17 protein-coding genes are annotated in these 13063 nt (G+C 44.5%); 12 read left to right on the forward strand and 5 right to left on the reverse strand.

What is annotated here, in order from left to right; all coding sequences use genetic code 11:
- The 9 genes from DU481_RS14635 to DU481_RS14675 form a co-directional block, all read left to right on the forward strand.
- Positions 1 to 955 (forward strand): TraG/VirB4 family ATPase (locus tag DU481_RS14635; protein WP_502889977.1); only part of this gene is annotated, 955 nt, incomplete at its 5' end.
- Positions 952 to 1716 carry a VirB8/TrbF family protein gene (locus tag DU481_RS14640; RefSeq protein WP_350135711.1) on the forward strand — a complete coding sequence of 255 codons (765 nt, stop codon included), beginning with the start codon at positions 952 to 954 and terminating at the stop codon, positions 1714 to 1716. The genes DU481_RS14635 and DU481_RS14640, both read left to right, overlap by 4 nt.
- A gap of 14 nt (positions 1717 to 1730) precedes the next feature.
- Positions 1731 to 2639 (forward strand): P-type conjugative transfer protein TrbG, encoded by a 909-nt coding sequence (gene trbG / locus DU481_RS14645; RefSeq protein ID WP_350135713.1) that lies wholly within the window; start codon positions 1731 to 1733, stop codon positions 2637 to 2639.
- Positions 2639 to 3133, forward strand: a complete 495-nt coding sequence (locus DU481_RS14650) for a conjugal transfer lipoprotein TrbH (RefSeq protein WP_350135715.1) — start codon at positions 2639 to 2641, stop codon at positions 3131 to 3133. Before trbG ends, DU481_RS14650 begins: the two co-directional genes overlap by 1 nt.
- 11 nt (positions 3134 to 3144) lie before the next feature.
- The gene (locus DU481_RS14655; RefSeq protein WP_350135717.1) at positions 3145 to 4569 is read left to right on the forward strand and encodes a TrbI/VirB10 family protein; all 1425 of its coding nucleotides are present in this window, start codon (positions 3145 to 3147) and stop codon (positions 4567 to 4569) included.
- A gap of 20 nt (positions 4570 to 4589) precedes the next feature.
- Positions 4590 to 5390, forward strand: coding sequence for a P-type conjugative transfer protein TrbJ (trbJ, locus tag DU481_RS14660; RefSeq protein WP_350135719.1), 801 nt, complete (start codon positions 4590 to 4592; stop codon positions 5388 to 5390).
- A 23-nt stretch (positions 5391 to 5413) separates the two neighbouring features.
- The gene (locus tag DU481_RS14665; RefSeq protein WP_350135721.1) at positions 5414 to 5599 is read left to right on the forward strand and encodes a hypothetical protein; all 186 of its coding nucleotides are present in this window, start codon (positions 5414 to 5416) and stop codon (positions 5597 to 5599) included.
- A gap of 55 nt (positions 5600 to 5654) precedes the next feature.
- Positions 5655 to 6743 carry a P-type conjugative transfer protein TrbL gene (trbL, locus tag DU481_RS14670; RefSeq protein WP_350135723.1) on the forward strand — a complete coding sequence of 363 codons (1089 nt, stop codon included), beginning with the start codon at positions 5655 to 5657 and terminating at the stop codon, positions 6741 to 6743.
- A gap of 28 nt (positions 6744 to 6771) precedes the next feature.
- Entirely contained in the window at positions 6772 to 7215 is a 444-nt protein-coding gene (locus DU481_RS14675; protein WP_090321045.1) for a lysozyme family protein, read from the forward strand.
- Between the two features lie 552 nt (positions 7216 to 7767).
- On the opposite strand, the gene DU481_RS14680 is transcribed toward DU481_RS14675, so the two are convergent.
- Entirely contained in the window at positions 7768 to 8127 is a 360-nt protein-coding gene (locus DU481_RS14680; RefSeq protein ID WP_090321048.1) for a hypothetical protein, read from the reverse strand.
- A 96-nt stretch (positions 8128 to 8223) separates the two neighbouring features.
- The gene (locus DU481_RS14685) at positions 8224 to 8922 is read right to left on the reverse strand and encodes a Crp/Fnr family transcriptional regulator (RefSeq protein WP_350135725.1); all 699 of its coding nucleotides are present in this window, start codon (positions 8920 to 8922) and stop codon (positions 8224 to 8226) included.
- 335 nt (positions 8923 to 9257) lie between these two features.
- On the opposite strand from DU481_RS14685, the gene DU481_RS14690 reads away from it, so the two are divergent.
- Together DU481_RS14690 and DU481_RS14695 are read left to right on the forward strand one after the other, a co-directional pair.
- The gene (locus tag DU481_RS14690; protein ID WP_350135727.1) at positions 9258 to 9470 is read left to right on the forward strand and encodes a hypothetical protein; all 213 of its coding nucleotides are present in this window, start codon (positions 9258 to 9260) and stop codon (positions 9468 to 9470) included.
- A gap of 30 nt (positions 9471 to 9500) precedes the next feature.
- Positions 9501 to 9638 (forward strand): VOC family protein, encoded by a 138-nt coding sequence (locus DU481_RS14695; RefSeq protein WP_350135729.1) that lies wholly within the window; start codon positions 9501 to 9503, stop codon positions 9636 to 9638.
- 61 nt (positions 9639 to 9699) lie between these two features.
- Here DU481_RS14695 and DU481_RS14700 read toward each other — a convergent pair whose 3' ends face one another.
- The 3 genes from DU481_RS14700 to DU481_RS14710 form a co-directional block, all read right to left on the reverse strand.
- On the reverse strand, positions 9700 to 10329 hold the full coding sequence (locus DU481_RS14700) for a hypothetical protein (protein WP_350135731.1): 630 nt from the start codon (positions 10327 to 10329) through the stop codon (positions 9700 to 9702).
- A 74-nt stretch (positions 10330 to 10403) separates the two neighbouring features.
- Positions 10404 to 11759 (reverse strand): S8 family serine peptidase, encoded by a 1356-nt coding sequence (locus DU481_RS14705; protein ID WP_350135732.1) that lies wholly within the window; start codon positions 11757 to 11759, stop codon positions 10404 to 10406.
- Between the two features lie 732 nt (positions 11760 to 12491).
- Positions 12492 to 12740 carry a hypothetical protein gene (locus tag DU481_RS14710; protein ID WP_350135734.1) on the reverse strand — a complete coding sequence of 83 codons (249 nt, stop codon included), beginning with the start codon at positions 12738 to 12740 and terminating at the stop codon, positions 12492 to 12494.
- A 23-nt stretch (positions 12741 to 12763) separates the two neighbouring features.
- Between DU481_RS14710 and DU481_RS14715 the strand changes: the two genes are divergently transcribed.
- Positions 12764 to 13063 (forward strand): hypothetical protein (locus DU481_RS14715; RefSeq protein ID WP_350135736.1); only part of this gene is annotated, 300 nt, incomplete at its 3' end.

The following is a 13063-nucleotide window of genomic DNA, read 5'->3' on the forward strand; positions in this document are numbered from 1 at the left end:
GATGTATCCGTTGACCAAAGCCGTGGGTGGACAGCATTTCACGGTAGCGGGCGATGATGAGTCGCTGTCTTTTTGTCCATTGCAGTTCTTGCAGTCCAAGGGTGATCGTGCCTGGGCTCTGGAATGGATTTGTTTGATGGTAGAACTCAACGGCATCACCGTAACACCTTTACAGCGTAACGAAATCAGTCAGGCCATTACTAACATGTATCAAAGCGGCTCGCACACCTTATCGGATTTGTCAGTGACGATACAGGATGAAACTATTCGCGAGTGTCTTCGGCAATACACGATTGACGGCATGATGGGACATTTACTCGATGCTGAAGCCGATGGATTGAATCTTTCAACCTTCACCACATTCGAGATCGAAGAATTGATGAATCTCGGTGATAAATACGCATTGCCCACGTTACTGTATCTGTTTCGCCGCATCGAGCGCAGCCTGCACGGGCAACCTTCCGCCATTATTCTCGATGAAGCTTGGCTGATGCTGGGGCATCCGGTATTTCGCGCCAAAATCCGCGAATGGCTCAAGGTCATGCGTAAGAATAACTGCTTAGTATTGATGGCAACCCAAAGCTTGTCGGATGCGGCCAACAGCGGGATTCTCGATGTGATTGTTGAATCCACCGCCACCAAGATATTTCTACCCAATGTATTTGCCCGTGATGAGGAAGCATCCGCATTGTATCGGCGCATGGGATTGAATACACGCCAGATTGAGATCTTAGCTTCCGCCATTCCCAAACAGCAATATTACACCGTATCCGAAAACGGCAGGCGGCTCTACGATCTGGCACTTGGGCCATTGGCGTTAGCTTTTGTGGGATCTACGGATAAGGAATCGATTGCCACGATTAAAAACCTGTATGACAAGTATGGGGACGGTTGGGTTAGTGAGTGGCTGGCAATCAAAGGGTTAACGTTATCTGATTATGGAGTGGCCGCATGAATATGATCAACGAACTATTCAAGTTAAAGCCGGGTGTGGATGAGACTATGCGTATTAATGACGACAAGATGGAAGGTGGTCGCCGCTCGGGTGAAAATGAGAACCCCTATCTATCCGCCCGGCGCACGTGGAATGACCACATGCGCGGGGTGCAGGCTTCGCGCACTATGTGGCAAATGTTGGCACTTCTTTGTTTATTGATTGCGCTCGCCGGTATAGGAGGGGTGATTGCCATCGGCAGCCAGTCCAAATTCATTCCCTATGTCGTTCAAGTCAATAAACTGGGAGAAGCCATCGCGGTTTCCCGTGCGGATATTGCAGCTGTGGCCGATCAGCGCGTAGTGCATGCATCGGTGGCATCGTTTATTAATGATTTGCGCATGGTCACACCGGATATCGCCTTGCAGCGGCGCGCTATCTTTCGTGCGTATGCCATGTTATCCAATAACGATCCCGCAACAGTAAAAGCCAACGAATGGTTCAATAGTACTGAAGCCAGCAGTCCTTTCAAACGTGCTGAAACACAAACGGTTAATGTTGAAATCATATCGGTGATCCCCCAATCGCCTGAGACCTGGCAGGTCGATTGGCTGGAAAAAGTCTATGACCGGCAAGGGCACTTAACCGAGCCACCTTTCAAGATGCGTGCTTTATTGAGAATCTATAACAAGCCGACCACGCAGAGCACCACGGAGGAACAGATCCGCAATAACCCGCTAGGTATTTATATCCAGGATTTCTCCTGGTCGAAACAAACATAAAGGGGTCACTCATCATGAAACCGTTATTCGCTTTAAGTATCCTGAGCATATTGATTTTGTCCATCGGATTCGTTGCCCCAAGCTATGCCAACGGCTTGTCTGAAGCGTATTTTACCGATAAGAATCCTCAACTAACCCCGCAGGAACGCGCGGCTATTGATCTGGCCAAGAAATGGCAGGCAGTCAATCCCACCGGCACAAAGCCGGTTGCAGGGCCGGATGGCTCCATTCGTTTTCTGTTTGGCTCGCAGCAACCCAGCATCGTCTGTGCAGTATTGCAAGTATGCGATATCGAATTGCAGCCGGGTGAGCAGGTTAATTCGATTCATCTGGGCGATCAGGCTCGCTGGCTGATTGAACCGGCAGTGACCGGTCAAGGATCTGCTGAAGTGCAACATTTGATTGTAAAACCATTGGATGTGGGTCTGGAAACATCCCTGGTGGTGACGACCAACCGGCGCACGTATCACATGCGTCTGCGATCTCATCGACGCGATTTTATGCCGAGAGTGAGTTTTACCTATCCGGAAGATGCGCTGATTAAATGGGATGCGATCAGAGATAAAGAAAGCCATACGATGGGAATCAGGAAATCGCGCACCATTTCTGAAACCGGAGAATATCTGGGCAATCTGGATTTTGCGTATGCAGTGTCTGGCGATGCTGCCTGGAAGCCACTGCGGGTCTATAACGACGGTCAGAAAACCATCATACAAATGCCTGCCATCATGGCGCAGACTGAAGCACCGACTTTGTTACTGCTGAACAAAGAAGGCGGTATTTTTAGTGATGATGAGACGGTCATGGTGAATTACCGCTTGCAGGGTGATCGCTATATTGTCGACACCGTATTTGACAAGGCGATTCTGATTGCGGGTGTGGGCGGCAGTCAAAGCCGGGTGACGATTACGCGGGGGAATTGATGATGAATAAAATGATCGCCGCATCCCACTCTATTTTTATCCTCATATTGGTTTTATTGTTATTGAGTGGTTGTGCTACGCAACCCTATGGCAGTTTTATTCAAAATCCTTCATCCATATACAGTCAATACAGCAAAGTCATGGCCGATAATGTGACAGCCCAAATAGTGCGGCTGTATCCGGCTGCCAATACGCAGTTTAATTTGCGCCATGAGGTTAATGATCCATTTGGTAAAGCTTTGATTGAAAACCTGCGTCTTGAAGGGTTTGCGGTTCAGGAAACGATTCAACAATCAATTCAGCAGCAAATCTTTGCTGCGCCGAATCAGCCTGATACTGAGTCGCAAAAAGGCCTGGCCTTGAGTTACATCATTGACCAATCGGGTGATTTGTATCATGTCAAACTCATGATTGACGATATGCGATTGTCGCGTGCATTCGCGGCACAGGCCGACAGTATCCATCCTGCCGGTCTTTGGGTCAGAAAAGAATAAGGGTGAAGGTGATGTCAACCAATGCAAAACTCCTATCGCCTGATTCATCTCCGGATGCGGTTACCAAAAATGTGGGTGTGCGGCGTGTCAATAACCTCCCGATTGTTATCTTTGGCGCGATCATGCTGATATTCATGCTACTTATGATGATTGTCGCCATGAATCGCGCAGCTGAGCGAAGTCAATACGATTTTGATGGTAATCATGACACGCAGTCGAGCAATTCCTTTGCCTCACTGATTGCCAAAGACTATATCGGCGGCATTATCGAACCCAAAAATCAGACTAAAACTCCTGATTTAACCGAAAAAGCACCCCTACCGGGGATCATCATTGAGCGACCATCAGATCTGGATCGACCGCCTCTGCCGCCCTCTATGGATACTGCCGATCCATCGCTGCACGCGGATATTGCCCATATTCGGATGCTGAAACGCCAGCAACTGGAAGAAGCGATCAAAGCCAAAACCAATGTGAATGTGATTGCGCCCAGAAGTGCCGGATCATCGCCGGATTTAGCCAACACTGGTGTACCCAACATCGGCGCGCCCAGAACACGCGAGGAAATGTTGGCTAAATTGGCATCGGTGCGTCAACAGATTGATACAAACCTGCGTGAAGATCCAACGGCTGCCTATCATGCGCGTCTGGCGCAGTTGCGGCAGGATGGGGGATCAAGTGTAGCCGGAGGAATGGGAGCGCGTAGAAGTGATGAGTTCATGGATGATGGCGCCCCTCGATTGCTGGATGACGTGACTGGTACACGGGATAAGGATTATTCGCGTTTTGATTCAGCAGAAGGAGAAGCGCGCTGGAAATTAGATAGCGAAGTGCAAAAGCCTGCATCGCCTTATGTCTTGCAAACCGGGTTTGTCATACCGGCAACCTTGATATCCGGTATTAATTCTAGCCTGCCGGGCCAGATCATGGCGCAGGTAAGCCAGCATATTTATGATTCCCCTGTTGGTAAATGGCGTTTGATTCCACAAGGATCCAGATTGGTGGGTACCTATTCCAGCGAAGTGGAATTTGGTCAGGCGCGTGTGCTGGTTGCCTGGCAACGCATCATCTTTCCAGATGGTAAAACGATGGACATTGGCGCTATGCCGGGTGCTGACGGGGTGGGTTATGCAGGTTTTAAAGATCGGGTCAATAACCATTATCTGCGCATCTTCGGATCTGCTCTGATCATGTCAGCGATTGTTGCCGGTGCCACGTACAGTCAACGTGATGCAGGCGGTGCGTTCGGGCGGCAAAATGCGGGCAGCATTATGAGTCAATCGCTCGGGCAGCAATTGGGGTTGGTGACAGCCAATCTCATCCGCAAGAACCTGAATATTTCCCCCACCCTTGAAATCAGGCCGGGGTATCGCTTTAACATCATCGTGACCAAAGACATGAAGTTCTCTAAACCGTATCAATCATTTGATTATTAATGCACAAGGAGTGTTTGAACATGACAAACAGTAAAAATATAGTCTCCCAGTTGATAGTAATCCTGATCATTCTCGGTAATTTTGGTTATTCATCGGTTATCAAAGCTGGCGGCCTTGCTGTCATTGATATAGCGAACATCAAACAAACCACAACGACCGCCATTGAGAATGTGGCGCAGACACTGAAGCAGATCGAGCAGTATCAGACGCAATTGCAGCAATACGAAAACATGATTCGCAATACGCTGGCTCCACCGGCCTATGTCTGGGCGCAAGCGCAATATACGATGAACCGGTTGCTCTATCTGACCAATACCATACGCTATTATGAGCAACAGTATGGCGGGCTGGATGGTTATATGCAGCGGTTTCGTAATGTTGAATATTATCGAGGTTCGCCTTGCTTTAATTTACAGGAAAAATGCAACGATTCCGCTTGGAAATTGTTGCAGGATGGACAAAATACCAGCACCGACGCACAAAAGAATGCCAATGATTCACTCCTGCGGGGTTTAAGCGAACATCAGAATCAGATCCCACTGGATGCCGCTCACCTGCAAGTCTTACAACAAAGAACCGAGTCAGCACAAGGACAAATGGAAGCGCTGCAATATGCGAATCAATTGGCCGCATATCAGGCAAACCAATTGCTGCAAATGCGTCAAATGCTCATCGCGCAGCATAATGCCGCCAATACGCAAAGTCAGGCCGAGGTAGATCAAAAGGCTATGCAACAGGCTGCGCGTGAGGCGGCAACCAAGCGACTGAGTCCGGAAATATTGCCAGTTGGTAGAAACTGGTCTGTCAGGGATGCCTTTTGAAACACTAACTCAAGGAGATATCGATGAAAAAAGGGTATTTGAGTATTGCAATTATCTGTTCATTGTCTTTGTTACTGTTGTCAGGGTGTTATAAGGATGGAGATGGCAAGCTTGAATTGAAGGAGCCTAAGAAGGAATTAAGTGAAATGCCGCCTGGGATAGTTTGGGATGCATCTGATCCCGATAATGCCAGAAAGGCAACTAAATAATTGAATGTGGGTTTAAGCGATTCTCATGCGAAAGACAATCAACGGAATAAATAAGATGTATAAAATACAATTTATTTTCATAACCTTGTTTCTTCTATTATTTCTTTTCGGTGAGGCATCTGCTGAACTGGCCTATATTGATCCAGCGACTAATCTGAGTGTGCTGGACCAGGTGACCAGCATGTTTGCTGGAAAAGTAAAGTCCTGGCAAAACATCATACAGTCTGCTGCTGAGCGTTTGTTCTGGACGTTGGTGCTGATTTCCATGGTGTGGACATTCGGCATGATGCTGTTGCGAAAAGCTGATATTGGTGATTTCTTTGCAGAATTCACACGTTTTATTATCTTTACAGGGTTTTACTTTTGGCTACTGACCAACGCAGTATCAGGCCACAATATTGCGGGTACCATTATAGCTTCGATGCAACAACTAGGTAATAGCGCGACAGGCTTACCTGGCAACACAAGTTATTCCAGTATTATGCATACAGGTGTTTTAATCTGGAATCAGGCGACGAGTAATCTTACATTACTGCAACCGGTCGATAGCCTGATTGCTGTCATCATATCGTTGATAGTTCTCATTGTTTTAGCGGTAATTGCAGTGAACATGCTGCTTTTATTAATTTCATCTTGGGTACTCATGTATGCAGGAATCTTCTTTTTAGGCTTTGGCGGCGCACGTTGGACATCCGATATTGCCATAAACTACTTTAAAACGGTTCTGGGTGTCGGTATTCAGCTATTTGTAATGCTCCTGATTGTCGGTATCGGTAGTGATCTGTTATCCAGTTTTTACGCCAAAATGGGTAAAAATGTTCTGAATTATGAAGAACTGGCAGTCATGCTGATTTTTACGATTGCATTTTTTGTATTGATTTCCAGATTGCCGCTGTTGCTCGCTGGCATTGTAACAGGCAGTAGTATAGGTTCGGCTGTCGGAATTGGCAGTTATAGCGCCGGTGGTTTTATGGCAGCAGCCGGTACAGTGGCGGCTGTTGCATCTTATGGCGGAACACTGGCAGCCGGTCGGCTGACAGCGGCAAGAAGCGTGGGGACGGATGCTTTGCGTAGCGCTATTGAAAAAGGGCAAGCCCAGGAATCAGCGAGTATGAACAATATTTCGCAAGGAAGGGGTAAATAATGAATAAGGCATTTAAGCGATTCGCTCGATGATGGATTTGCCTCTGGATCTGCAAGAAAGAGTGGTGTGCTCAATTACAGCAGCCATCAAGTATGAAATACCAGCCAATATCTTGCTGGCGATAGCCGAAAAAGAGGGCGGTAAACCGGGTCAATGGGTGCGTAACAGTAACGGTACTCATGATGTCGGCTCAATGCAATTTAATACCGCATATCTTCAAGATTTATCCAAATATGGCATCACTCCTGATCATGTAGCAAATACGGGTTGTTATGCCTATGATCTGGCCGCATGGCGTGTGCGGTTACATATCAATAATGATAAAGGCGACATCTGGACAAAAGCAGCCAATTATCATTCGCGTACGCCAAAATATAATGCAAAGTATCGCGCTGATTTGATTGTCAGGGCGGTGAAGTGGGCGGACTGGTTGGAAGATCGATCCCTTTCGTCAAATACCCATAATCAGTAAGAATTCTTTTCCACAAAATCTTTGGATAAAGCTGTAGATGAATGCGCTAATGAGTCGGTCCTGCAAAACACTTGGAAACCGAATAAATGTTCGAATTCATGCGAATTAGCAAACGCCGAAATCCCTGAGAATTTATACTATTCTTATCAAAACCTGAGGGAATGAGGGGAAGCTTAAATGTCGGCTGATGACTTTTTTCATGCTCGTCTAGACCAAATGATTGATCTGCACCACCCCTTGGTGGTATTGACAAATCGACTGCTGTAGCCTCAGATCAAAGAAGCGCTTGCACCAGCTTTTGAACGTAAGAACCGTCAATGCATGCATCAAAAGCTGAATACGTGAAGAATGAATTTCAATTCATTCGTCCCGATGCTTCAAAATAACTGTCCGCTGTCAATGTAAGATCGCGCGTTATGCACTGCTTATAAGTAAAAAAACAGGAGCGATAGCTCCTGATTATTCGGTTGTACAATAAGCCCCAAGCGATTATACGATTATATTTTTAATAATTAACATCTTATTGCTACTTAAAATATTATTTTTTCTATTCTAGAATGAGCGGTTATCACCTTGATAATTAGTGAAAAATCCTACAGCAATAATAATAACTCCCATTGCAATAAAAAAGTTGCTAGCTAAAATCTCGTCGGAGAAACTAAGGGCAAAAGGTGCAATAATTAGTGCTGGCCCAACAACGCGCTCAATCCAACCTTGTACAATAAATGGTATAAGCTTAAAAGCGGCAGTGGGAAACCCGGAAATTAGCGTCACAACAAGATGAGCTGCTGCTAATCCGTAAGACAATATAGCAGGCACCTTGCTCAAATCCAGTAATGTTGGAGCTAGCGCGAATATAACAACTGTAAGAAAATCTAAGTACCCATGACTACGAGGTGAAATTATCTTCATTAGAGCATTCCTTTTATTAAAGATGATGATATGTGGTACTTTAATAGAATGCTTCACTTAAGTCTGTTATTTAGAAAACACCTTCCATGAAAAAAGTCACGACTCAGATGAAAGCTCAATTGATATTAAAGCTGTATCATTAATACAAATTTGTTCTCTCGTATAATTCAATACCCCCTGATCTCTAAAATTATTCATAATAGTACTTACAACAGAGCGACTTGCACCTACTAGATCTGCCAGCTCTTGTTGGGTAAGAAAAATTTCCAGCGCATATCCATGCAGACATCGTGTTCCAAATAATTGAGCAAGTTCAAAAAGCATTTTGATAACCCTTTGCTTGACTGGCTGAGTATGAGTAGCAATCAATTTGCGTTCGATCTGTTGCTTGCGAGCATAGATTGATGTTAAAACTGACCAGGATAAATCGCTTCGCAAAGTTATTAATTGCTTGAAGTCATTACATTCAATGCGATAAAAATCAACCTTCCCGAGTGCCTGAGCATTTTCTTCCATAACATGATCAGCATTCACTATATCCAGACATCCGACTATATCTCCTTTACTTAGGAGCGCAAAAGTAAGCTCATTTCCTTGTGCAGTTAGATGAGAAAGTTTAACGATACCACCTTTTATCAAGAAAAGACTTGAGCATTTATCTCCTTGGTGATAAAGAAAAGATCTGTCATTAAGGTTGGTTAACCGAATAGAAGGAAACTCTTTCTCAAGTTGCTCAAAATTCCATTCAAACCCTAAATTCAGCGATGCATCATTTGTGTGTTTCTCAATAAACATCGATTGCTCTGCTCCTCAATGGTATGTAGAAATGCAATCATTATAATAATCGGTAGGTTATTTTTGCGTTTTATCAGTAGCAGATTGGAAAACTTCGCATAAGACGGAAGTCACATTAATTGATATATGTCGGTATATGTAAAGTGTAAAGTGAAATATAAACTATTGTAGGTGCCCGCTTGCGGGCGAAATTTTTTCTCGTTTTTATACGTTCATATGAGTTATTGTTGCGTCAGTTTCTGCAATTCGTAATACTGCGCCACTACGTTGGCTTTATATGTTCACTGTTTGGTGAACGAACTGGGTTTGCATCTGTTAACGGGGTAAATAATACGATGGCTCAAGGTCCCAAATTATTGCGATGCCTGTTGCGCGCCAAGGATTGTATGGACGCAACGTCGCAAGAAGAATGGCCGGTTGAGCGGCTGGTGCGCATCAGTAATGTTTCCGAGGCACATTTTGCACGGTCGTTCAAAGAGGCCTTTGGCGTACCGCCCCGATCTGACGATCGCAGTTTTGGAGAAGCGAAGGCTGGAAGCTGGTGTTAGTATCGCCTCGTCAAATGAATCGGAGATGCCATGAGTCAGGGAATTGGAGTGGTGGGGCTGTATGTTCGCGATCAGGACGAAGCCATTGAGTTTTATGTCGATAAGCTGGGGTTTCCGTGTTCATACCGATGCTCGCAACGGCGATTATCGCTGGTTACATGCCATTGACAATGAATCGCATAACATGTAACCAATTACTAAAATGAATTATTTTAAGTATCGAAACAATCTAAGATCCCGTTACTTCGGCTTCACAAATTTCCTCAGCATTATTTGTGCCGCCACATTCACCAAATTTATTATCTTCAGTTAAACTGAACGCGCCTAGATTGCCACCATTGATACTATACTGATAATCCCCGATACCAAGGCGGTACACATCCAACGGAATAACTCTAACAAATTTCGTAACATTTGCAGTACAAATCTGTCCTGGTGGCGTCGGAATTACGGTGATTTGTATTTCAAACAGGTTTTCTTTCCGACCTGTATTAATTTGTCCAAGTTTACCGCATGTAAAATCACCTACAACTTGAAGAAAGACCTGCGTTGGAAACGAATCATCTATGATAAAAACCTTGACCGAATTAATTATTGGGTTAGAAGAATCGAATTTCGCCGGATTAACTTGTTGTAGAACCCAGGCATTTAACTGTGAATCAAAGCTAAGCGTCGCATCCTGATAATTTCCAATCTGATCTGGCGTATCGACACGGGGAATCACCAAGACACCATTTTCATATCTTGGCAGATTGTTATTCGAGAACCCCGTGCTTTCTGCGAGCACGTTACCAACCATTGTTATGGCAACACACCCGTAAAAAAGAAATGTTGTGGCTAAATATCTTATCTTGATCATTACAGTAACTCCTGAAATAAAGTAGACTGGGCGTTATAACATTCAAAACCTAGTATTCTATCTTGTAGATAAACTTACCACTGCTGCACGATAAAACGAGATGTTGCGCCGGTTAACGGCGTGCCGTCAGTATTAGTGACCGTACCAATTACACCTGTATTTCTGAGTGCATCATAAAGCGTTGTTGCATTTGTTGCAGTGTCACATAAAGTACCAGCAGCTTGACACGCCACTGCAAAAATACCGGCAATGTAAGGAGCAGAAAATGATGTTCCACTATTTAAAACAGATGTCCCATTAAAATTTAGCAGTGCCACAGACTCTCCTGGAGCAAAAACGGAAATATTTGATCCAGTACGAGAGAAAGAAGCTTTTGCATCTTTACCTTGAGAAATACGTTGATTATTTGTAGCACCAACTACAAATGCTTGTGATATGCGTGTCGGTGAATAATTAGCGGTATTACAACTATCATTTCCTGCTGCCACTACAACCACTACTCCTTTATTATGAGCAGCAATGATGGAATTTTCTAATGAGGTGCTTATGATTGAAGATGTACACCCTGGATCGCCGAATTCATTGCTCCAGTTAGCAATAGTTCCTGCTGTTTCGTTTGCTGCCAGCCAATTAAAAGCGGTTACTGAAGTAGAGACAGTTGAACTATTAGTGCAACCTGTTGTTATTTTTGCCATTATCACTGTAGCACCTTTCGCAATGCCTTTAGTACTCCCAGCAGCGGCACTAGAAACTTGTGTGCCATGACCAAAACAATCTGCGCCACTTCCCCCATTTATATCCCAGATTACAGATGCCCGCCCTCCAAATTGAGCTGCAACTGTTGGATTCGATAAATCCAAGCCGCTGTCGAGAATATAAATTTTTCGACCAGCTCCTGTACTCGTATAAACATAGGTATTGTCAAGTGTAACAGATGTTTCATCTAATCTATCCAAACCCCACCCCGGGTTACTCTGGGTGGTACCGCTCGTTAAAATCATATCTTGTTCAACGTATTCGACTCTATTATCTCGACGCCATCTTTCAGCCTCTTCTTCATCCATCATGACGTGGGTGGCATTCATTGTTTCGAAAATTGCAAGCACCTCTCCACGCAAACCCATTGCATTAGCCAAACTTTCTTTACTTTGCCCGGTACTATTTTCACCAAAAGGTACTTTTTCAATATTGAGCGCTGATTCAGCAGGTGGGTCTATCAGAGGTTGTTCGGGGTCTTTCTGGTCAAAAATTGAAGGTTTTTTAAATCCAATAATGTATGAGTTCTTAATAAGTATATTGCCACTTTGAATAGCTTCATTTACATTTAGATTAAATTCATCACGAGATGCAAAAATGGGAAAACTACTTAATAGAATTAGCAAAATTAAAAACGACATTAAACTAGCTCTAACAATGTTTTTATCAATCATTTGATAAACTCTCCTTGAATAATTAGATTCATGCAGCCGTACATTTTGTTCATGTATGCCTACACCAGATTTATATATGTTATGACAATTTAAATCAACGTTACTAATCATGTGGTTAATGGGGGGCGCTGATTTTCTTGGAATTTAAATCCTCGACAGGAAATGGTTTAGCTGTAAGAAACCTCAGGGTTGTTTACAGAGAGGTTGATTGAAATAAGCGATGAATATTTCATAAAGGGGGCATTGTTCAATACTCTTATGTCGCTTAAAAGTATTGTAGAAATAATGAAACGGAGAAGCTGAATGTGCCGATCGGCACAGTCTTTAAAGCAAGCTTGGCTGTATCACATGTCCATCAGGGGCGGATAACCCGTTCAGCTTTACCGCTGGTTTGCGGACTGTGAATAGCGGAGTAAAAATGTACCACTGGAGCGCACGAATATTTGGCGTAATCACGGAATAGAAGAGTAGCAATCTGAAGCGCGATGGGCGTCACATGAAAAACGGTAGGGATGTATTCAGTGTGGAGCTAGTTTTGAGGATTCGATGAGCGTTGATGGTGGAAGGCAGGAAGAGAGTGCGAAGTCGCGCTGCATATATGATTTCAAATGTGGTGATTTCGAGTTGGTTGGGTATGATCCGTACCCGGCCATTAAGGCACTGGTTGCGGTGTAGTGATTAAATAAGTGCCCGTTGCGGGAATCCCCGTAACGGAAGAAAGTTCAGCGCCACTCAATTACTCAATCCCCCAGTAACAATATGCGCAATTCCCCGGTCACGAACATCCTGACCGACATCAGCGGGTGGCGCAGAGGCATCGACCGTATTTCTTCCGCTGCTGCCAACGCTTCCCATTAGATTTTCGATCTCCGGTGCTTCAGATATCTTTATTGGCTGCGGCATCTGAGGTGAGCTTGGTGTGGGTAATGAGGTGGTTTGGACATTGCCAATCGTGGCGGCGTATTTTTTGTCTGGCGCCACTCTGTTTGTGTTGATGTACTCTGATGCTGTTCCACTTTTTGCGCCGTAATTATGATTTACTGAGTTTTGAGCGCTTGATGACAAATCGGCCTTTGCTTTACCGGATGCAGCGCCACGTATTATTTCCTGAGCGTCTTTCGGGCCTAGTTGGTGAATCATGTAGATATTTTCTGCCGTTGCCGGTAAGCCTGATTTCTTTAGATGTAAGAATTCCTAGCGTTGTTTACAGTATTCAGGAGAATACTGCAGATGAACATACACAAACGCACTCGCTTAACATTATTGGATCGTCAGGAAATCTGGCAGCTTTATCAAACCCGGCT

Origin of the sequence: Nitrosomonas sp. (assembly GCF_040240425.1) — a bacterium.
Classification (GTDB): Bacteria; Pseudomonadota; Gammaproteobacteria; order Burkholderiales; family Nitrosomonadaceae; genus Nitrosomonas.

Excerpts from the sequence above, each read along its gene's own strand:
- trbJ (WP_350135719.1), top strand. The coding sequence starts at position 4,590 with ATGACAAACAGTAAAAATATAGTCTCCCAGTTGATAGTAATCCTGATC.
- DU481_RS14665 (WP_350135721.1), top strand. The coding sequence starts at position 5,414 with ATGAAAAAAGGGTATTTGAGTATTGCAATTATCTGTTCATTGTCTTTG.
- DU481_RS14705 (WP_350135732.1), bottom strand. The coding sequence starts at position 11,759 with ATGATTGATAAAAACATTGTTAGAGCTAGTTTAATGTCGTTTTTAATT.
- DU481_RS14685 (WP_350135725.1), bottom strand. The coding sequence starts at position 8,922 with ATGTTTATTGAGAAACACACAAATGATGCATCGCTGAATTTAGGGTTT.
- DU481_RS14675 (WP_090321045.1), top strand. The coding sequence starts at position 6,772 with ATGATGGATTTGCCTCTGGATCTGCAAGAAAGAGTGGTGTGCTCAATT.
- DU481_RS14690 (WP_350135727.1), top strand. The coding sequence starts at position 9,258 with ATGGCTCAAGGTCCCAAATTATTGCGATGCCTGTTGCGCGCCAAGGAT.
- DU481_RS14640 (WP_350135711.1), top strand. The coding sequence starts at position 952 with ATGAATATGATCAACGAACTATTCAAGTTAAAGCCGGGTGTGGATGAG.
- DU481_RS14655 (WP_350135717.1), top strand. The coding sequence starts at position 3,145 with ATGTCAACCAATGCAAAACTCCTATCGCCTGATTCATCTCCGGATGCG.
- DU481_RS14700 (WP_350135731.1), bottom strand. The coding sequence starts at position 10,329 with ATGATCAAGATAAGATATTTAGCCACAACATTTCTTTTTTACGGGTGT.
- DU481_RS14695 (WP_350135729.1), top strand. The coding sequence starts at position 9,501 with ATGAGTCAGGGAATTGGAGTGGTGGGGCTGTATGTTCGCGATCAGGAC.
- DU481_RS14680 (WP_090321048.1), bottom strand. The coding sequence starts at position 8,127 with ATGAAGATAATTTCACCTCGTAGTCATGGGTACTTAGATTTTCTTACA.
- trbG (WP_350135713.1), top strand. The coding sequence starts at position 1,731 with ATGAAACCGTTATTCGCTTTAAGTATCCTGAGCATATTGATTTTGTCC.
- DU481_RS14650 (WP_350135715.1), top strand. The coding sequence starts at position 2,639 with ATGATGAATAAAATGATCGCCGCATCCCACTCTATTTTTATCCTCATA.
- trbL (WP_350135723.1), top strand. The coding sequence starts at position 5,655 with ATGTATAAAATACAATTTATTTTCATAACCTTGTTTCTTCTATTATTT.